Genomic DNA, 19614 nt, shown 5'->3' on the forward strand with positions numbered 1-19614 from the left:
AATTAAATATATCGAAATATGAATCGTCGTTGTGACACTCTTAACGAGTGCCCACACAGATTGTCTTGTCTAAATTGTTAAAGAACGTTGCGACTTCGTCGCGATTCACTAGAAGCTGTTGCTTCTTAGTGACTCACCCTGTTCGAGTGAGGTGCGCATTATACGCTGGAAGTTTTCGTTGTCAACACTTTTTGAAAATTTATTTTCTGAAGCGCTTCTTCTAAACTCCCGTCTTTACTGGCCTATGTAGGTAGTAGAGACTAACTTCAGAAGGGTTGCTGTTTTGCTTTTCCCCCGAAGCGGATGCGCATTTTAGGGAAATGAGCGCTCACGTCAACACTTATTTTAAAAAAAGTGTCATATTTGTTTTGAACGCTCAAAATACCAACTATTTCCAGTATTTCAGCTTATTCCTTAACCTGAACTTGCGCCACAGGTTAAGCGGCTTAGCTTTTATTCGACCTTCGAAGTTAGATTTGAAATGGTCTACAGCGTCTAAAACGCGAGAACAGTTATTTCCATCCCTATGAGCTTCGTGGTTCAACGTATAGCTATCTATAGCTGCCATTAAAGATTTAGGCTTTGTTAATGCTCGGTCTAATGCAGGCTCGACAGCGTCACAATCATCTACATCAATTAAGTGAGGTCCTGGGTTTGTATTCTTAAACGTGACAACTGGCTTATTAAGTAGCATAAATTCAAGAATTATTGATGAACTGTCACAAAGCATTACATCTGCACGTTGAAATGTTTTTAAACCTTCATTTCTTTCAAAACTAACATTGTCGAACTTTTCTGCCAGCTTTTGGTACTTGTCTAATATCGAGTTATCAGTGATTTTAGGGTGGAAGGTTATTATCCAACCCCAATCTCTAAGTTCAGCAATCTGATGTATTGTGTCATATAAGGCCTCTACCGAAGTGATACCCCGGCTAAATGTAGGCGAATACAATATCGTAGTTTTACCTTCATTCTGCAACGTAGGTTCTGTGAAAAATGGATCAACCTTACACCAACCTGTTTCATAACATTTAAAGAAACCGTGCTTTTCTTCCAGTTGCTTGAATACAGGTGTGCTGCTTGGGCCTTGTGTGCAATACACGTCAAACCAATTCCGAATTGTAAAATGGTCATCCAGCACATCTCCTTTCTCACCACGTTTTCCAACTGCATACCCATGAAATACCGCGACCTTTATCCCAGGGAGAAAATGATAAATGAAGTTACCGCACGCAAAAATTGCAAGGGGGTCATAGCTTTTTACGTCATCAATGTTTGCAAGCAAGACTTCAGAGTCATCAAGTAAATTTTCACATGTAGGCTCTAGGTACCATGCAACTTCATCACCTCTAGCTCTTATCTCAGTTTGTAATGGACGCAAAATTGAATATGCGTAGGGAAGAGATGCGAATAGTACGTAACGTTTAGGCATGTAAATTTCTTCTTAGCTTCTTTGTTTTGATAAGCGGATTTTAAAGTATAACTAACTTACCGTACTATTAGTATTATGAGCGTTACTAGAAACTCGTTGGTTACTTGATTAACTAAGAAGTTCATACTTATAAGGAACAATATAGATGAAGCATACTATAGATAGCTTTAAGGGCATTTTTCCATCAATAGATAGCTCAGTATATATAGACGCTTCATGTCGAATAGTCGGTGATGTGAAAATTGAAAAAGACAGTAGCGTCTGGCCATTGGTTGCTGCGCGCGGTGACGTGAACAAAATTCGTATTGGCGCCCGTTCTAATATTCAAGACGGCAGTGTTTTGCACGTTACCCGTAAATCCGAGAAAAACCCCAACGGCTTCCCACTTATTATTGGTGACGACGTTACCGTTGGGCACAAATGTATGCTGCATGGCTGCAAATTAGGTAATCGTATTCTGGTAGGTATGGGCGCAATTGTAATGGATGGCGTTGTTGTTGAAGACGATGTGTTCATTGGGGCAGGTACATTAGTACCGCCAAACAAAAGATTAGAAAGCGGGTTTCTTTACGTTGGAAACCCCATGCAAAAGAAGCGACCGCTTAACGATGCCGAAATGGCATTTCTAAAACAATCTGCTGTGAACTATATTGTATTAAAAAACGAGTACCTTGAAGAAGCGAACTAGTTTCGCTTCTCGCCTTGCTCAACGATAGCCCTGACACGTTTTACAATATCTGAAGTATCGGGGCGCTTTTGTGTCCATATATAAAAAGCTTCAGCCGCTTGCTCGACCAGCATCCCTAACCCATCTATTTGTGTTTTAACACCAAGTTCGGCCGCATCTCTCATAAAGCGCGTGGGTGAGTTTTTATATACCATGTCGTAAACCACTTCACAGTGTTGTAAAACAACATCATTTAAACTACACGGCAACTCATTACTTAAACTCGCGGCTGTTGAATTGATAATAATATGAGGTGCTATCGTTGCGATATCTTCAAGTGCTACCACCTGTACTTTAGGGTTTGACGCGGCATTTGCCACTTCATCAGCTTTTGCTTTGGTTCTATTTGCAATGGTTAAGGAAGCGGCTCCGGCTTTTAATAACGGCGAAATGACGCCACGGGCTGCGCCACCTGCACCAATAAGCAATACACGTTTGCCCTTAATTTCCACTCCATTATTGAGTAAATCATTTACCAGCCCAACACCATCTGTGTTGTATCCAAGTACATCACCATTGCCACTATTCATTAGTGTATTAACAGCTTGTGCATCTTTAGCCGCTTGATCATCTACCTTTGCCAGGTTGAATGCATCTAGCTTAAAAGGCATGGTGACATTGCAGCCTACAGCACCTTTCTGCGCTAAGAACACTTTGGCAGCTTCAACAAAACCATATTCAGGCGCAAGTATCTTTTCATAAGAAATATTTTCTCCAACCTGATCTGCAAACATTTGATGAATAGTTGGTGATAAACTCTGTGCAATAGGATTTCCGAATACAGCGAATTTTTTCATGGGAATACGAGACTTATTTAATATAAAGAAGAAAAGCGATAGTCGTGCCTCGCAGAGTACACCATATGCGCGTATAGGTGGAGAGGAGAAAGTACGGGAATTAGCAAATACATTTTACGACATAATGGAAACCGACCCACTTGCAAGTGAACTACTTGCTATTCACCCTCAGCCATTAGAAAGAATTCGTCACGTATTCTTTTTATATTTGAGCTTATGGCTTGGTGGTCCTGATGATTATCAGCAGCAATTTGGACACCCGCGTTTGCGTGCTCGCCACCTTCCCTACACAGTAACACCAGAGTTAAAAGCACAGTGGATGTATTGTATGCGAAAAGCCATGTTTAAAACGGTAGAAGATATCGCCTTAGCTCAACAGTTACTTGATGCACTCGATCAACTTGCCAATCACATGGTGAATACAAAGTGAACTACCCAGCGACATCGCTTCGCTCTAATCACGGGTTTTCTTAGCAACATTAGATAAAAAAGCGCGTTGAAAGGGTTAACCTTTTAACGCGCAAGTCCCCTGTTACTGTTTACGCTCTTGTTGGCGTATAAAGTAGTGCAATTATGAAAGCTTCAACTCTTAGGTTTAGGCTTTAGAAGGTGTAACCCACCGATATCGTATACACCCAAGGGTCTATTTCAATATCACTCACCTTTCCAGCAGCATCACCTACTTTAAAGGTGGCTTCTGTATCAATATCAATGTAACGAACCGATGCGTTTACATGCCACTTAGTATCTATCTGATAGTCCATACCAACCTGAGCCGATACACCAAATGAGTTATCAAGTGATAGGTCACTTAAGCCCGCAGTTTCATTTGCGCCCGTAAACTCCTCATCAAAGATAAAGGTATAGTTGATCCCTGCACCAATGTACGGCTGAAATGCAGCGCTTGCGTCGTTGAAGTAATAGTTCGCTGTTAATGTAGGAGGAAGGTGCGTCACTTCACCAAGCTGGTTCCCCGTACCTAGAGGGTCTGCAACAGAAAAGCTCACGTCGTGCTTAAAGGGCGTTGCTGCAAGCAGCTCGATATTAATATTATCGGTAATAAAGTACGCAACGTTCAAACCTAGCTGGGTATCATTATCGATATTAAGGGCAACACCGAGGTCAGTACCACCAGCGACGATGTTAGAAGTAGATTCGTCGGGAGCAACGTTAGTAAGACCGCCACGAACAATCCAGTCGCCCTGCTGGTGAGCGTTAGCTAAAGGTGAAAGTGCAGCAAGTGTAAGACAAAGTGCAGATGCAGATAAAAAGTGTTTGCGCATGATGTGTCTCTTTTGTGTTTAACTAAGATGGCGCTACTTTACGCCTGTGGTTAAGAGAAACATTGATCCAGCGCAAGCTTGATAACTCACTGAAACAAAGATGATATTCGGACTTGATGCAGATCAAAAAAACGCCCTGTGTTCATTTCACACGGCGTTTTCATTATTGATGGCGCTAGTTAAAACAGTAAAAGCGAGCTTACTGAGCTCAATTCACCAGTCAGTAGGCTTTAACCAGTCAGTTAACTTAGCTTCAGCGCTACCCGGTGCAGGTGTATAGCAATATTCCCAGCGGGCTAGCGGCGGCATCGACATTAAAATAGACTCTGTGCGCCCACCGGTTTGTAATCCAAACAGGGTACCGCGGTCGAATACTAGATTGAATTCAACGTAGCGACCTCGGCGATATAGCTGGAAGTCTCGCTCTCTTTCACCAAAGTCGGTTTGCTTACGGCGTTCTACAATAGGAACGTAAGCATCAATAAAGCCGTTGCCTACCGCCTGCATAAATGCAAATGACTGTTCAAAGCCCCATTCATTCAGGTCGTCGAAGAATAAACCGCCCACTCCGCGAGTTTCATTGCGATGCTTTAAGTAAAAGTAGTCGTCGCACCACTTTTTGTACTTAGGGTATACATCGTCGCCAAACGGCTTACATAATTTCTTTGCAGTATCATGCCAGTGCACAACGTCATCTTTGAACGGGTAAAACGGCGTTAAGTCAAAACCACCACCAAACCACCAGATAGGCGCTTCACCTTCTTTTTCAGCAATGAAAAAGCGAACATTAGCGTGTGACGTTGGGATATACGGGTTATGTGGGTGAATAACAAGTGATACGCCCATTGCTTGAAAGTTTCTTCCCGCAAGCTCAGGACGATTTGCCGTTGCTGATGCAGGCATTTGGCTGCCAAACACGTGTGAAAAGTTAACGCCGCCTTGCTCAATCACCGCACCGTTTTTTAAGACTCGAGAGCGACCACCGCCGCCTTCTTCACGCTGCCAGCTGTCTTCGACAAACTGACCTTTCCCGTCGGCGAGCTCGAGGGTTTGGCAAATGGTGTCCTGCAGCCCTAGTAGATAGCTTTTTACTTGTTCTATTACTTCAGCGGCATTTTTACCGTCCAGTAATTCTGCTGACGTCATGCTCTTATTACCTCTGCTGTGTCACCATCGCGAATGGTACTGGGTTTAGTTGCACCGCCTACTGCACCATCAACGTAAAAAACGGAATCAGCGAATACGGCTTTTGCCTCTTCAGTAGTGGTGGCTGGCGGTTGACCGGTTAGGTTAGCACTTGTAGAAACAAGTGGCTTCCCTAACTTATTGCACAGCTCTACTACTACTGGATGATTAGTTACGCGCACAGCTATTTTACTATGCTTACCGGTTAACCAAACAGGCGCCGATGACGACTTAGGTAAAAGCCAAGTGTTAGGGCCTGGCCAGCTTGAGAAAATATCGGTACGACGATGTGGTTGTATGGCATTGTCGTTAACATAGGGCAATAGCTGACTGTAATTGGCAGCTATTAAAATAACGCCCTTTTCTACTGGTCGCTGTTTTATCTCTAACAGCGCATTTACCGCTGCTTCATTGTCTGGGTCACATCCAATGCCCATCACCGCTTCGGTTGGATAAACAATTAAACTTCCCGCTTCAAAAGCGGCAACAACAGGGTCTATTTCAGATGCATTAGCCTCAACGGGGGTAAACGTATTTACGTTCCCATTTTGGATCTCAGACATGATTTTGATCTCTACGTATAGTTCTTGGTGTAGTTTGTATAATTACTTTTTAAAGCCACAGTTGGGCTGAGGGCACTGTAACTGCCCCCTCTTTTCTATCAATACTCCCCAACCGCAGTCTGGGCAGCTTTCATTTACAGGCGTGAAATTTAGCACATATCGACATTGTGGATAATGGTTGCACGCAAAAAACTGTTTGCCGTATTTGTTAGTACGCGAGATTAAGTGCCCTTTCTTACACTTTGGACAATCTACCAAGGTGTCTTCTTTTTCTTTAATAGGCTCTATGTGATGGCATGTAGGAAAATTGGTACAGCCGATAAACATACCAAACCGCCCTTTTTTTATTGCAAGGTCGGAGGCACATTCGGGGCAAGCTATACCTTCTAAGGTTTTAAGAATAGTGGTTTGTTTATCGTGAAGCGGCTTACTGAAGTTACATTCAGGGTAGCCTGTACACCCAATAAACGGGCCTGATTTACTGTTCTTTATATGAAGGGGCTTTCCGCACTCGGGGCAGTCTCCGAAGTTATCATCAAGAGCATGCTCGTGTGCTGAAAAAAGTGAGTGGTCTATTTTAGACATGTATTAGACGTTAAGGCCTTAACGCGCTGCGATTTCACAGCGCATTTTGTAAGTAAAGATTCAAATATCAGTGACTATGACTGCATTAATGCAGCACGCCATCTGGCTCTTCGAACAAAAGATCTTCCATTTGCGCGTAGGCTTTCTCTTTGCCTGGTACGTTGAATAGTACCATTAGCACAACCCACTTCAGGTCTTCTAAACAGAATTCATTGGAATCGATTTCCATAACCCGGTCTATCACCATTTCACGTGTGGATGCATCTAATACATTGACCTGTTCTAAGAACATAAGAAAACCACGACATTCCACATCTAAACGCATTTGTTCTTCGTGAGTGTAAATGCGGCTTAAGCTGGTGCTAATCCCTTTACAAAAATACGGTTTTATATCCGTTTCCTGCAGAGCCGCTAGCTTTTCTAACCATGCGAGGGCTTTATAAATCTCATCGTGATGGAAACCTGCGCGCACAAGCTCTTCCGTTAACTCGTCTTGATCAACACGAATTTCCGTTTCACTGTGAATGAAGTTTTCAAACAGATACATGAGGATATCGAACATATTATTTTCCCCTCAATTTAACGTAACCACCAGGGACAGCGGCTACTAAACCACGCAACTCATATTCTAATAATGATGCCATTACTTGCGATACTGATAAGGCATTGCGCTGGGCTATAACATCAATAGCGGTGATGTCATAATCCACACTAGCTAATAATTTATCGGTTGCCAAGCTATTCGCTGCACTTTTTTCGTTTTGCTCGTTTACATCCAAGCTCAGTTGCTCAGCTTGAAAACCAATTTCATCAAGAATATCGTTAATATTAGTTACTAATTTGGCGCCCTGTTGGATTAACCAATGGCAGCCTTCAGAGTACGCGTGAAAGATACTACCAGGCACAGCGAATACTTCTCGCCCAATATCTGCGGCCAAATTCGCAGTTATCAAGGTGCCACTCTTAATTTTTGCCTCTACCACCAAGGTTCCAAGTGATAATGCTGCGATAATTCTGTTTCTTCTAGGAAAGTGCCAAGGCTTTGGCCCCTGCCCTGGAAAGAACTCTGTGACGGTAACGCCTTTGTCATTATTTATTTCCTCGTAGAGCTTGTAATTTTTCGCGGGGTAGACCTTCTCAGGCCCCGTCCCCATTACTGCGATTGTCCCTGTGTTACCACACAAAGCGCCTTGATGCGCTGCACTATCAATGCCCATAGCAAGGCCGCTTGTTACTGCAACCCCATTACTAGATAACCCTAATGCAAATTCACCGGCGATACGCTTACCCTGAATGCTAGCCCTTCTGCTACCCACAATGGCAATTTGCGGGCTTCGCATCAAAGTACTATCACCCGTTGCAAATAATACTAGAGGTGGACTGTCCAATTGCTTTAACGATTGAGGGTAATATGAAGACGAATAAGAAATAATGTGTCTATTATCAGCCGCTTGTTGCCATGAGAACGCAGCATCAATAAGGGGCTTTGATATTTGGTCTACGAGCAGTTTTACATCGTTAGGAAGCGATGATGCATTTCCGGCTAAATCAGCGGGAGAAAGTTGATAGTGCTCAAGGGTCTGTAGCCAGATTTTAGGGGATATGCGCTGAGCGGATGCTAGTGCTATCCATGCAAATAGCTCGCAGTTTGATTGAGATGTGTGCTGTTTCATTGTCGCTCCTTTGTGAGCGACAATGAACCCTAAGGCGTTTAAGGCTTAGCGACAATAAAGCCGCGCTTAATCCCTTTGTTCGCTCGTGTTATTAACCCATAGCTTGCCGCATCGAATGTTTTAAAAACAATCACCTCACCTACTTTGAGTGCAGGTTGCGCTACTGTATCGATAAACCACTCACCACCGTTTTTAGCACCGGGTTCATCAACGTAACGAGGGCTATCTTCATCAATAATGGCTGGGCCTTGAGCATACAGCCCCAATACGGTGCCTGGTGCTACATCCATCGCACCAAGGTCAACAATGACAACGTCATATTTGCCAAGTAAATCGTGATCATGCAAATCACCTACGACCGCTCCTCGTTGTGAGGTAGCAGGCGTAAGCTCGAAACCTTCTGGATGAGTAAAGCCACCGGCCATCAATTTGTCACCACGTTTTGCTTCTTGATTGGCGTCATCAATAAACAGCAGCATGGTTTCGTCTGCCTGGTCTTTCTCTACCAACAAAGCATTAGATATATGAGTGACCTGAATGCCTAGCGTTTCTCCATCTAGGTTTTTGATAGTAGCGTGCTTTCTTATCACTCTGTACTGATCGTCAGTACTGAATTGTTGCTGGCTTAGCACAAAGTCATCTGAAGCAAACCTTACATTTCCGTCTTGATTACCTAGGAGTCTAGGTAAGGCTGAATAGTCGTCTTCGTCTAGCAACATATGCTGTCTAACAAAAGGAGATATAGTAGTCCAAGACAGGACGTCAACAGGTTTTGGCTTTATTCGCTTATCGGTAGACGGTGACAGGTTGTAGGCTAGCTTGTCGCGCTTCACGCTTAAGACAGGCTTACCATCAATGTAACCAACAACGATGACATCACCGGGATAAATAAGATGAGGGTTATCTATTTGCGTATTCGTTCGCCACAGCTCTGGCCATAGCCAAGGCTCATTTAAAAAAATACTTGCAATTTCCCACAGGGTGTCGCCACGCTTCACCGTGTAGGTCTCGGGCGCAGTGTCTTTTAATTGAAGCGCGAGCGCAGGCAAAGATAAAAGCACTCCAAGAATAAATATTGCTGCACGACGCGCGCGTGTTAATCGCTTTTTCAAATTGACCACCTGCAAATTATTCACTGTCATTTATTGTTGATTTTTCAGACAATAGCACTATATCGGCAGAACTACGTATTCTTATAGGGTTTAGGCAAAAAACTGCACGAAACCACCCGATATACGTTAGAATAGTAACTTAATAAGCACTGTAAAGCGTGCTGGCAATTAGATCGTATATGAATTTATACAGCGAAAAGGTGAAGTAAGCGAGAAATGGCAATTTTAGACGTATTAAGTTTTCCTGATGAACGTCTTCGCACGGTAGCTAAACCCGTAGAAGAGGTTAACGACGAAATTAAGCAATTGGTATCGGACATGTTCGAAACCATGAAAGACGAGAACGGCATTGGCCTTGCTGCAACGCAGGTTAACCGCCACGTTCAAGTTGTTGTAATGGACGTATCGGAAGATCAAAACGAGCCACGCGTATTTATAAATCCTGAAATTATTCGCAAAGATGGTTCGACTATCAGCGAAGAAGGCTGCTTGTCTGTTCCAGGTAACTACGCCAAAGTCGAGCGCGCAGAAGCGATTACAGTGAAGGCACTAGACCAAAATGGCGAAATTTTTGAGCTAGATGCTGAGGGCCTGTTAGCTATTTGTATTCAGCACGAGCTGGATCATTTAAAAGGTAAACTGTTTATTGATTACCTTTCACCTCTTAAGCGCCAACGTATTCGTAAAAAGCTTGAGAAAGAAGCGCGTCTTGCTGCAAAAGCCTAAGGAATAACGTGACAACTCCATTGAAAGTGATTTTTGCCGGTACTCCGGATTTTGCAGCTAAGCATCTATCAGCGTTGATAGAAAGTGAGCACGAGGTTATTGCTGTTTACACTCAGCCTGATAGACCCGCTGGACGAGGTAAAAAGCTTACTGCCAGTCCCGTTAAAGTGCTCGCTGAAGAAAATGCCATTCCGGTGTATCAGCCACAATCGCTTAAAGCAGCTGAGGCGCAGGAAGAATTGGCCATGCTCAATGCCGATTTAATGGTGGTGGTTGCATATGGCTTAATTTTGCCTACGGCAGTGTTAAATAGCCCAAAACTAGGATGCATAAACGTGCACGGTTCTATACTGCCCAAATGGCGAGGCGCCGCACCAATACAGCGTTCAATTTGGGCGGGTGACGCTGAAACCGGCGTAACCATAATGCAAATGGACGAAGGTTTAGATACCGGCGATATGCTGCACATTGCGACATTACCTATTACACCTCTAGATACAAGCGCGACCTTGTACGACAAACTTGCGGAGCTTGGACCAAAAGCGTTAGTTGAAGTCGTCGACGACTTTGAGAACTATATGCCCACCAAACAAGATGACTCTTTGGCTACCTATGCGAAAAAGCTTTCTAAAGAAGAAGCGCTTATCAATTGGGCTGAAGATGCATCGCAAATAGAGCGAAATATACGCGCCTTCAACCCTTGGCCTGTAGCGTGGATGCAGGTCGAAGATCAGAACGTTAAAGTATGGTCTGCCTGCGTTGTGCCGTTAGAAAAAGACGTTGAGCCAGGTACTGTAGTTAGTGCCAATAAAGAAGGCATTACTATCGCTACCGGGCGCGATGCTCTGAGCATTACATCACTTCAAATTCCTGGTAAAAAGGCGCTACCAGCGTCAGACGTTATCAATGCCCGCCAAACATGGTTTGAAGTGGGCCGATGTCTGACCGAAGCGGACTAAACGTGAAATCATTACCCCTTCCCAAACAAAAGAACCTGCGCGCAGATTGCGCGTGGGTCATCTATCAAATTTTAGAGCAAGGCAAGTCATCTCGAGAATGCCTAGAACGCGTTCAGCGCAGACATAACGCTAAAGACAACGCATGGATTCAGGAGATGTCGTTAGGGGTAATGCGTCGACTTCCCCTTGTACAGTATTGGCTGCGCTCTCTGCTTGATAGACCCTTAAAGGGAAATAAAAAGGTTATTGAACACCTCATTCTTCTTGGTTTGTATCAGCTTAACTTTTCCCGCGTTAGCAATCACGCCGCCGTTGGCGAGACCGTCGCTGCAGCGTCTTATCTAAATGCCGCAGCTTTAAAAGGGTTAGTGAATGCTGTACTGCGTAATTTTCAGCGAGAGAACCTTGCAGACAAACCTGTGGACGACGCAATCATAAACAGCGGCTTACCAAAGTGGTTATTTAAGGCAATTGAGAACGCCTATGGGGACGACGCTGAGCAGGTACGTAGTGAAACGAATGCCATGGCCCCTATCTGGCTTCGCGTGAATAAACTGCAAACATCGTTGGCATCATTTACTCAAGCGCTAGATAAAGCAGGGGTTGAATATACCCTTAGCGAAAACCACGCTGATGCGGTAATTCTAACTAAACGAGAAGACATTACTGCCCTGCCTGGTTTTGAAAAAGGTCACTTTGCGGTACAAGATGGGGCAGCGCAATTAGCTGCGCATTACCTAAAGCCTCAAGCGAACGAACGCATTCTAGACTGTTGCGCCGCACCAGGCGGAAAAACAGGGCACATTGTTGAGTCTGCACCTGATACACAGTACGTATTAGCGCTTGATGCTGATGCTACACGCCTAAAACGGGTAGAAGAAAACATGATTCGCCTTAAGCACACTGTCGATATTAAGCAAGGTGATGCAGCTAATCCTGATACCTGGTGGGACGGAAAGCCCTTCGACAGAATATTACTGGATGCCCCCTGCTCTGCTACCGGTGTGATTCGACGTCACCCAGATATTCGCTGGCTTCGAAAAGCCAATGACATCGAAAATTTAGCACAGCTTCAACGGCGCATATTAGAAACATTGTGGGGTCTATTAAAGCCAGGCGGCACGCTGCTTTATGCAACATGTTCTATTTTGCCAAAAGAGAATATGGCGCAAATACAGCAGTTTCTCGCCGACACGCCAGATGCCTCGTTATCGCCCATAGTGAAAACAGAAACCGTTGATAAACCCGGGCGCCAGATAACGCCAGGGGAGCAACAAATGGATGGTTTCTATTATGCGAGGCTGGTAAAGTCAGCAGACTGAGTTCAATAGTTGTGCAACGTCACACAGTTAAGACGTACACGAATATGAAGGCAAAATAATAACGATGAAGATCATCATTTTAGGGGCCGGCCAAGTAGGCGGAACACTTGCTGAAAACTTAGTGGGTGAGAATAACGAAATAACGGTTATTGACTCTGACCCCACTATATTGCGCGCACTTCAAGACCGTCTTGATTTACAAGTAGTAACGGGCGTGGGTTCACACCCTGACGTGTTGCGTAAGGCCGGTGCGGAAGATGCCGATATGCTGATTGCCGTAACCAATAGTGATGAAAGTAATATGTTGGCCTGTCAGGTGGCCTACAGTCTATTCAAAACACCCACTAAAATCGCTCGGGTACGCTCTGAACAATACATTATTTACCAAGAGCAGCTATATAAGCAGCAAGATATTCCCGTTGACCACATTATCGCTCCTGAGCAGTTGGTAACGAAGGCCATCAAACGCCTTATCGACTACCCTGGTGCACTTCAGGTTGTTGAGTTTGCTGAAGGTAAAGCCAGCCTTGTTGCGGTTAAAGCCTATTATGGCGGTTTATTGGTAGGCCACGCGTTGTCTGCCCTTAAAGACCATATGCCGAACGTTGAAACCCGGGTTGCAGCCATTTACCGACGCGGCCGCCCTATTCGTCCGTTAGGCACCACGGTTATTGAGGCCGATGATGAAGTATTCTTTATTGCGGCAACGAAACACATTCGTGCAGTAATGAGTGAGCTTCAAAAACTCGAATCAAGCTATAAACGAATAATGATAGCTGGTGGTGGCTTGATTGGTGCTGGCCTCGCGAAAAAGTTAGAGCACAATCATAATGTGAAGCTTATTGAATATAGCCCAGAAAGGGCCAAGTATTTATCTGCCAACTTAGATAAAACCATTGTATTTAGCGGTGACGCGTCTGACCCTGAATTGCTGAGTGAAGAAAACATTGAGCAAGTCGATGCCTTCATTGCCGTTACCAATGATGATGAAGCGAATATTATGTCGGCCATGCTGGCAAAGCGCATGGGTGCGCAAAAAGCCATGGTGCTTATTCAGCGAAGTGCTTATGTGGACTTGGTACAGGGCGGTGAGATAGACATCGCGTTTTCACCTCAGCAAGCTACTATTTCGGCGCTACTGACTCACGTACGTCGCGGTGACATTGTAAACGTGTACTCATTACGACGAGGGGCTGCCGAGGCTATTGAAGCGATAGCGCACGGTGATGAAAATACGTCTAAGGTGGTTGGCAAACAAATAGGCGATATAAAATTGCCCCCAGGCACAACTATCGGTGCAATTGTTCGTGACGAGCAGGTGATTATTGCTCACAGCGATACCAAGATTGAAGCAAACGACCATGTAATTTTGTTCTTGGTTGATAAGAAGTACATCAACGACGTGGAAAAGCTGTTCCAACCCAGCGCATTTTTCTTTGGCTAGCGCTTTAGCAAAGCTACATGAGTACGTGAAGTAATAAGCAACAGATATAAAAAGGGCGATGTTTATCGCCCTTGTTTTTTAAGCTTAACCTATCGGTTTACTCTTCCTTTTCGCCTTTTCTGTTAGCTACGCCAGAACGTAGGTGAGAACAAAACCAATAACGAGAAGACTTCTAGTCGTCCAAACACCATAGCAATCACCAGTATCCACTTGCCTGCATCCGTAACATCAGCATAGTTGGCCGCTACGCTGCCCAATCCCGGACCTAAGTTATTCAGCATGGCCGCAGTAGCGGTAAAGGCGCTTAGGTTATCTAAACCCGTGGCAATCAAGCCTATCATAATGATAACAAATACTACTGCGTAAGCTGAAAAGAACCCCCATACGGCCTCTACTACTCTATCAGGCATGGCACGGTCGCCAAACTTAACGCTGTATACCGCTTTCGGGTGAATTAGCCTATCGACTTCACGTTTTCCCTGCAAAAACAGTAAGCACACACGCACTACTTTTAAGCCACCACCAGTGGAACTCGCGCACCCTCCAATAAAGCTAGAAAAAATAAGCATAATGGGCAGGAATGTAGGCCATACCGAAAAATCGGTTGTCGCAAACCCTGCGGTTGTACTAATAGATACCGCTTGGATCATGGCTTGATCCAAAGCTTGTTCAGCCGAACTGTAATAGCCTGAAAGTGTAAGTACTAAGAAACAAATCCCAATGAGTGAGGCTTGAATGATAAAGAACGCCTTAAACTCTGGATCGTTAAAATAGCCTTTAACCGAACGCGAGCTCACCGCTGCATAGTGTAATGAGAAGTTTAACGCAGCAATAAGCAAAAACACGGTACACACAACGTTTACCATAGGACTATTAAAATAGCCTAAGCTGGCATCGTGGTTCGAAAAGCCACCAATAGCAACCGTTGAGAAAGAATGGCAAATAGCATCGAAAGCATTCATTCCCGCAAGCCAGTATGCGCCAGCACATGCAATGGTTATGGATAAATAGATGTACCACAAATGCTTAGCCGTATCGGCAATACGCGGAGTCATTTTATTATCTTTAACTGGCCCAGGCGTTTCTGCACGATACAGCTGCATGCCCCCTACTCCAAGGATAGGTAAAATGGCAACTGCGAGTACGATGATACCCATGCCGCCTAACCACTGAAGTTGTTGACGGTAAAACTGTACTGAGTGAGGAAGAAAATCTATCCCCTCAATAACCGTAGCTCCAGTGGTAGTCAGGCCAGAAAATGACTCAAAGAAAGCATCGGTCACCGTCATGCTTGGTTGCTCTAGCAAGATAAGTGGAATTGCCCCCACGCTTGCTAGTACTGACCAAAACAGCGCAACAATCAGAAACCCTTCTCGTGCTCTTAAGTCATTTTTCTGCTGACGGTTGGGGTACCACAATGCCATACCGCCGATGACACAAAATATAAATGCGAGGATAAAAGGAAGGCCACTGCCATCTTGATAAATCAACGACACGATAGCGGGTGGGATCATGGTTACGCTAAAAAGCGCAATTAATAACCCAAGTATTCGTATGATGGCACGGTAGTGCATTGTTTGTTATGCCTTTATTTTTATAGTGCGCATAAGGACTACTGAGCCCTAGTTACAATGTGCTTTTTGATATGGTTTCAAAAAGCGAATCTATCTACGTGAAACAAGGTAGATGAAATCCTATACGTTACGCATAGGGTTTTGATTATAGGACTATAATCAACAAGGGGAAACCTTTGTCTCCCCACTACATTAGGCTAATTACACATAAAGGCACCTGATCTTTTCACTAGGAAAAAACCAACCACTTTTATTTTTGAGTTTTCTATTTCATAGCAAGCACGGTTTTAACCATCTTAGTAATACTCGCATTGGCTTCACTAATGCTTTGCGCCAGCATATACGCAGGTGTAGTAACAAGCTTTGCGTCATTATCAACAACCACCTCATCAACCGGGCACTCTACATGCGTTGCTCCTAAGGCATTTAACCCACCAGCCGTGGCTTCGTCATTGCCAATAGTCAGTTTAGTTTTGTTGCCATACACTTTTGCTGCTAGCGCAGGTGCAATACACGCATACGCTGCGGGCTTTTTAGCTTGTGCAAAGGCTTTGCACACTGTCAGCACCTCATCGTTAAATGTACAATTTTCACCGTCTACAGCAAACGTGCACAGGTTCTTCGCAGCGCCAAAGCCACCAGGTAAAATAAGTGTGTCAAAAGCAGTAACGTCGCACTCAGTCACGGGTTTTATATCACCTCGGGCAATACGGGCCGATTCTACTAACACATTTCGTGCTTCACCTTCTGATACCTCACCGGTTAAGTGATTGACGACATGCAGTTGGTTTACATTTGGAGCAAAACATTGGTAAGACGCGCCTTCTTGTTCAATGGCTAGAAGTGTCAAAACTGCCTCGTGTAACTCAGCCCCATCAAACACACCACTACCACTTAAAATAACCGCTACTTGTTTCATATTGTCCTCCTAGACGCGATGCCATCTACTTATTCAAAATTTGGCTATTAAACACACAACTGTACAAAAAAAGTTCTTATAAATACGTGTATACAATGTTAACGGTTATGCTACATTACTTGACCAACTTGGTTAAACCAAAAATAAACGTACACCAAGTTATCCACATAAAATGGAATGGTAAGTAGCAGGTACGCTGTTTTCAAACCTAAGTCTCATTCCCTTATTTTTCTTGATTTTAAAGGTGATCTTTAACTTGACAAAGATCATCTGGATCACTGTGCCTGAAACTTTAGATCACAAAGTTATCCACAGGCGGAATGCGATCTGCTATCGACCTTAATGTTCCTTCATGATATGGCGATCTGCCCTAGCCTGTGGCATCCTTGCGCTCATATTGTCTATTGGAAAATCGCCATCTATGCCTGATTCTAAAAAGCCTCCATTTATTCTTGTCGACGGATCGTCATATCTTTTTCGTGCCTTTCACGGTTTACCACCACTAACCAACTCAAAAGGCCAAGACACCGGTGCTATTTATGGTGTTGTGAACATGCTCAAAAGTTTGATCAAACAATACAACCCCACACATATGGCAGTGATTTTTGATGCTAAAGGCAAGACCTTTCGCGATGATATCTATAAAGAGTACAAAGCGAACCGTCCTCCGATGCCGGATGAGCTAAGAAGCCAGATCGAACCTTTACACGCCATTATTAAAGCAATGGGTTTGCCTGTTATTGTTGAGTCAGGTGTAGAAGCAGATGACGTGATTGGGACTTTAGCCAAGCACGCAACCGAAAAAGGTATCGATACACTTATTAGCACCGGCGATAAAGACATGGCGCAACTAGTAAATGAACATGTCACCTTAATCAACACCATGACAAACCAACTGATGGATGTCGAAGGCGTAAATACGAAGTTTGGTATTCCACCTGAACTAGTGATCGACTTCCTTGCGCTCAAAGGCGATAAAGTCGATAACATTCCAGGTGTACCTGGTGTGGGTGATAAAAGTGCTCAAGCCTTGTTAAACGGTATTGGCGGTATCGACGACATATATAAGAACCTGGATAAAATTGCAGATCTATCGTTTAGAGGCAGTAAGTCGATGGCGGCTAAAATGCAGGAATACGAAGAGCAAGCTCGGCTTTCTTATACCCTAGCCACTATCAGCATCGATCTTGACCTTGACTACGACGTTGAGACGTTAATGCCGTGTCAGGCCGATAACGAACAACTTCGCGATCTGTTTGCCGAATACGAGTTCAAACGCTGGCATGCGGAAGTAAGCGCGCTTGTAGCCGGCGGAGATACCTCTAGTGCCAACGCAAACGCCAACGAGGAAAAAAGCGATAGCGCAGAAGAGAGCGAACAAAGTGAATCGATAGAGATAGATAAGTCAAAGTATGAAACCGTGCTTGATGAGGCGCGTTTTAACGCTTGGGTAGCGAAGCTAGAAAAAGCCGAACTAGTCGCTTTTGATACCGAGACAACCAGCCTTAACTACATGGATGCGGAGTTAGTTGGTGTTTCATTTTGTATAGAGGAAGGTGAAGCAGCTTATGTGCCTGTTGCTCACGATTACCCAGATGCCCCCGCCCAGCTATCACGAGAATTTGTATTAGACGCATTAAAGCCTATTTTAGAATCGGACACCGTGATTAAAGTAGGCCAACACATAAAATACGACAAAAATGTGTTAGCGAACTATGACATTACCTTAAACGGCATTGGCTTTGACACCATGCTTGAAAGCTATGTACTAAACAGCACTGCACAGCGCCATGATATGGACTCACTTGCCCTAGCATACCTTGGTCATAAAACCATTCACTTTGAAGAAATTGCTGGCAAAGGCGCAAAACAGCTTACCTTCAACCAAATTGACCTAGAAGAAGCAGGCCCTTATGCAGCAGAAGATGCTGATATAACGCTTCGTTTACACAACGCTATTTGGACTAAGTTGAAAGAAATTCCTGAGCTTAAAAAATTGTTGATAGACGTTGAAGTTCCACTTGCGTGCGTCCTTTCTCGCATGGAACAAGAAGGTGTACTGATTGACAGCCAAAAACTGCGTCAGCAAAGCCAGGATCTTGCCACACGGATTGCCGAGCTTGAAAGTGAAGTACATGAGGAAGCTGGCGAGCCATTCAACTTAGGCTCGACTAAGCAGCTTCAACATGTCTTGTTTGAAAAGATGTCGCTACCGATCATTAAAAAAACGCCTAAAGGGGCGCCGTCCACCTCTGAGGATGTACTGCAAGAGCTAGCGCTTGAGTACCCCTTGCCGAAGAAGATCATGGAATACCGTGGCTTGACCAAGCTTAAGAACACTTACACCGATAAGCTTCCAAAGATGATAAATCATCGTACGGGCCGGGTGCATACGTCTTATCATCAAGCGGTAACGGCGACAGGACGGCTTTCGTCAACCGATCCTAACTTACAGAACATCCCTATTCGCAATGAAGAAGGTCGCCGCGTACGTCAGGCATTTGTACCAAGAGAAGGAAATAAATTCGTTGCAGCCGACTACTCGCAAATTGAGCTGCGTATTATGGCTCACCTTTCAGGTGATAAAGGCCTACTCGATGCATTTGCCCATGGCAAAGATATTCATAAGGCAACCGCTGCGGAAGTATTTGGGGTACCACTTGACGAAGTAACTATTGAACAGCGCCGCAGCGCAAAAGCGATTAACTTTGGCTTAATTTACGGTATGAGTGCCTTTGGGTTGTCGAAGCAACTTAATATTCCACGTAATGAAGCACAAAAATATATGGATCTTTACTTCGAGCGCTACCCAGGCGTGCTTGAGTACATGGATTCAACACGTGAGAGCGCGAAAGAAAAAGGTTATGTAGAAACCGTATTTGGTCGCAGACTTTATTTGCCTGATATTAAAGCCAGTAATGGTGCACGTAGAAAAGGCGCAGAGCGCGCAGCGATAAACGCGCCTATGCAAGGCACAGCGGCAGACATTATTAAGATGGCCATGATTAAAGTAGATGACTGGATTAGGAAAAATGCATCTGACGATGTGACAATGATGATGCAGGTGCACGATGAATTGGTTTTTGAGATCAAAGAAGACAAAGTAGATACCTATGTTTCTACTATTACAGCACTTATGGAAAGCGCAGCCACACTTAATGTGCCGCTAGTTGTTGAAGCTGGTGTGGGCGAAAATTGGGATGAAGCACATTAGTTTGGTAATTAGATTACAGTTTTCACATAAAAATCCGGGTTGTTTTCATTAAATTTGGTAATTTAATTACATAACAAGCTTGCCTTTTCTGTGCTTTGT

Annotated in this window: 18 protein-coding genes; 7 read left to right on the forward strand and 11 right to left on the reverse strand. The window is 44.2% G+C overall.

Going from position 1 to position 19614, the window contains the following annotated elements:
• Window positions 1-388 precede the first annotated feature (388 nt).
• Complete coding sequence (locus tag ACXAGV_RS03390; protein ID WP_474871915.1) at window positions 389-1432, reverse strand: CDP-glycerol glycerophosphotransferase family protein; 1044 nt, start codon at window positions 1430-1432, stop codon at window positions 389-391.
• A 145-nt stretch (window positions 1433-1577) separates the two neighbouring features.
• Between ACXAGV_RS03390 and ACXAGV_RS03395 the strand changes: the two genes are divergently transcribed.
• Entirely contained in the window at window positions 1578-2120 is a 543-nt protein-coding gene (locus tag ACXAGV_RS03395; RefSeq protein ID WP_474871917.1) for a gamma carbonic anhydrase family protein, read from the forward strand.
• Here ACXAGV_RS03395 and aroE read toward each other — a convergent pair.
• A complete protein-coding gene (gene aroE, locus ACXAGV_RS03400) occupies window positions 2117-2956 on the reverse strand; it encodes a shikimate dehydrogenase (protein ID WP_474871919.1) in 840 nt (279 codons plus the stop codon). The genes ACXAGV_RS03395 and aroE overlap by 4 nt on opposite strands.
• Here aroE and ACXAGV_RS03405 point away from each other — a divergent pair.
• Window positions 2955-3386 (forward strand): group II truncated hemoglobin, encoded by a 432-nt coding sequence (locus ACXAGV_RS03405; protein WP_474871921.1) that lies wholly within the window; start codon window positions 2955-2957, stop codon window positions 3384-3386. The two genes, aroE and ACXAGV_RS03405, sit on opposite strands and share 2 nt — an antisense overlap.
• A 172-nt stretch (window positions 3387-3558) precedes the next feature.
• On the opposite strand, the gene ACXAGV_RS03410 is transcribed toward ACXAGV_RS03405, so the two are convergent.
• From ACXAGV_RS03410 to ACXAGV_RS03440, 7 genes are all read right to left on the reverse strand, one after another.
• Window positions 3559-4239 (reverse strand): OmpW/AlkL family protein, encoded by a 681-nt coding sequence (locus tag ACXAGV_RS03410; RefSeq protein WP_474871923.1) that lies wholly within the window; start codon window positions 4237-4239, stop codon window positions 3559-3561.
• Window positions 4240-4452: 213 nt separating this feature from the next.
• Window positions 4453-5385 carry an oxygen-dependent coproporphyrinogen oxidase gene (hemF, locus tag ACXAGV_RS03415; protein ID WP_075177132.1) on the reverse strand — a complete coding sequence of 311 codons (933 nt, stop codon included), beginning with the start codon at window positions 5383-5385 and terminating at the stop codon, window positions 4453-4455.
• A complete protein-coding gene (gene tsaC, locus ACXAGV_RS03420; protein WP_474871925.1) occupies window positions 5382-5987 on the reverse strand; it encodes an L-threonylcarbamoyladenylate synthase type 1 TsaC in 606 nt (201 codons plus the stop codon). The genes hemF and tsaC overlap by 4 nt, the downstream gene beginning before the upstream one ends.
• A gap of 42 nt (window positions 5988-6029) precedes the next feature.
• Window positions 6030-6572 carry a DNA topoisomerase family protein gene (locus tag ACXAGV_RS03425; protein WP_474871927.1) on the reverse strand — a complete coding sequence of 181 codons (543 nt, stop codon included), beginning with the start codon at window positions 6570-6572 and terminating at the stop codon, window positions 6030-6032.
• Window positions 6573-6657: 85 nt separating this feature from the next.
• On the reverse strand, window positions 6658-7134 hold the full coding sequence (locus tag ACXAGV_RS03430) for a DUF494 family protein (protein WP_014947732.1): 477 nt from the start codon (window positions 7132-7134) through the stop codon (window positions 6658-6660).
• Window position 7135: 1 nt separating this feature from the next.
• Entirely contained in the window at window positions 7136-8245 is a 1110-nt protein-coding gene (gene dprA, locus ACXAGV_RS03435) for a DNA-processing protein DprA (RefSeq protein ID WP_474871929.1), read from the reverse strand.
• 38 nt (window positions 8246-8283) lie between these two features.
• The gene (locus tag ACXAGV_RS03440; RefSeq protein WP_474871931.1) at window positions 8284-9357 is read right to left on the reverse strand and encodes a LysM peptidoglycan-binding domain-containing protein; all 1074 of its coding nucleotides are present in this window, start codon (window positions 9355-9357) and stop codon (window positions 8284-8286) included.
• Between the two features lie 216 nt (window positions 9358-9573).
• Between ACXAGV_RS03440 and def the strand changes: the two genes are divergently transcribed.
• From def to trkA, 4 genes are all read left to right on the forward strand, one after another.
• Window positions 9574-10083: a peptide deformylase gene (gene def, locus ACXAGV_RS03445; RefSeq protein WP_474871933.1), complete on the forward strand. Its 510-nt coding sequence runs from the start codon at window positions 9574-9576 to the stop codon at window positions 10081-10083.
• A gap of 8 nt (window positions 10084-10091) precedes the next feature.
• Window positions 10092-11042: a methionyl-tRNA formyltransferase gene (gene fmt, locus ACXAGV_RS03450; protein ID WP_474871935.1), complete on the forward strand. Its 951-nt coding sequence runs from the start codon at window positions 10092-10094 to the stop codon at window positions 11040-11042.
• Between the two features lie 2 nt (window positions 11043-11044).
• Window positions 11045-12364, forward strand: coding sequence for a 16S rRNA (cytosine(967)-C(5))-methyltransferase RsmB (gene rsmB / locus ACXAGV_RS03455; RefSeq protein ID WP_474872517.1), 1320 nt, complete (start codon window positions 11045-11047; stop codon window positions 12362-12364).
• Window positions 12365-12428: 64 nt separating this feature from the next.
• Complete coding sequence (trkA, locus tag ACXAGV_RS03460) at window positions 12429-13808, forward strand: Trk system potassium transporter TrkA (protein WP_334019400.1); 1380 nt, start codon at window positions 12429-12431, stop codon at window positions 13806-13808.
• Between the two features lie 122 nt (window positions 13809-13930).
• Here the strand turns inward: trkA and ACXAGV_RS03465 are convergent, their stop codons facing one another.
• Both ACXAGV_RS03465 and elbB read right to left on the reverse strand, forming a co-directional pair.
• Window positions 13931-15382 carry a TrkH family potassium uptake protein gene (locus ACXAGV_RS03465; RefSeq protein ID WP_474871937.1) on the reverse strand — a complete coding sequence of 484 codons (1452 nt, stop codon included), beginning with the start codon at window positions 15380-15382 and terminating at the stop codon, window positions 13931-13933.
• A 265-nt stretch (window positions 15383-15647) separates the two neighbouring features.
• On the reverse strand, window positions 15648-16301 hold the full coding sequence (elbB, locus tag ACXAGV_RS03470) for an isoprenoid biosynthesis glyoxalase ElbB (protein ID WP_474871939.1): 654 nt from the start codon (window positions 16299-16301) through the stop codon (window positions 15648-15650).
• Window positions 16302-16722: 421 nt separating this feature from the next.
• On the opposite strand from elbB, the gene polA reads away from it, so the two are divergent.
• Window positions 16723-19515, forward strand: a complete 2793-nt coding sequence (polA, locus tag ACXAGV_RS03475) for a DNA polymerase I (protein ID WP_474871941.1) — start codon at window positions 16723-16725, stop codon at window positions 19513-19515.
• The last annotated feature ends 99 nt before the right edge of the window (window positions 19516-19614 follow it).

It is taken from the genome of Alteromonas sp. ABH4_453 (assembly GCF_056160665.1).

What these genes read in the sequence shown, in the direction of transcription:
- dprA (WP_474871929.1), bottom strand. Translation starts at nt 8,245, where the DNA reads ATGAAACAGCACACATCTCAATCAAACTGCGAGCTATTTGCATGGATA.
- aroE (WP_474871919.1), bottom strand. Translation starts at nt 2,956, where the DNA reads ATGAAAAAATTCGCTGTATTCGGAAATCCTATTGCACAGAGTTTATCA.
- ACXAGV_RS03405 (WP_474871921.1), top strand. Translation starts at nt 2,955, where the DNA reads ATGGGAATACGAGACTTATTTAATATAAAGAAGAAAAGCGATAGTCGT.
- ACXAGV_RS03425 (WP_474871927.1), bottom strand. Translation starts at nt 6,572, where the DNA reads ATGTCTAAAATAGACCACTCACTTTTTTCAGCACACGAGCATGCTCTT.
- hemF (WP_075177132.1), bottom strand. Translation starts at nt 5,385, where the DNA reads ATGACGTCAGCAGAATTACTGGACGGTAAAAATGCCGCTGAAGTAATA.
- polA (WP_474871941.1), top strand. Translation starts at nt 16,723, where the DNA reads ATGCCTGATTCTAAAAAGCCTCCATTTATTCTTGTCGACGGATCGTCA.
- ACXAGV_RS03395 (WP_474871917.1), top strand. Translation starts at nt 1,578, where the DNA reads ATGAAGCATACTATAGATAGCTTTAAGGGCATTTTTCCATCAATAGAT.
- trkA (WP_334019400.1), top strand. Translation starts at nt 12,429, where the DNA reads ATGAAGATCATCATTTTAGGGGCCGGCCAAGTAGGCGGAACACTTGCT.
- elbB (WP_474871939.1), bottom strand. Translation starts at nt 16,301, where the DNA reads ATGAAACAAGTAGCGGTTATTTTAAGTGGTAGTGGTGTGTTTGATGGG.
- ACXAGV_RS03390 (WP_474871915.1), bottom strand. Translation starts at nt 1,432, where the DNA reads ATGCCTAAACGTTACGTACTATTCGCATCTCTTCCCTACGCATATTCA.
- ACXAGV_RS03465 (WP_474871937.1), bottom strand. Translation starts at nt 15,382, where the DNA reads ATGCACTACCGTGCCATCATACGAATACTTGGGTTATTAATTGCGCTT.
- ACXAGV_RS03410 (WP_474871923.1), bottom strand. Translation starts at nt 4,239, where the DNA reads ATGCGCAAACACTTTTTATCTGCATCTGCACTTTGTCTTACACTTGCT.
- tsaC (WP_474871925.1), bottom strand. Translation starts at nt 5,987, where the DNA reads ATGTCTGAGATCCAAAATGGGAACGTAAATACGTTTACCCCCGTTGAG.
- def (WP_474871933.1), top strand. Translation starts at nt 9,574, where the DNA reads ATGGCAATTTTAGACGTATTAAGTTTTCCTGATGAACGTCTTCGCACG.
- ACXAGV_RS03430 (WP_014947732.1), bottom strand. Translation starts at nt 7,134, where the DNA reads ATGTTCGATATCCTCATGTATCTGTTTGAAAACTTCATTCACAGTGAA.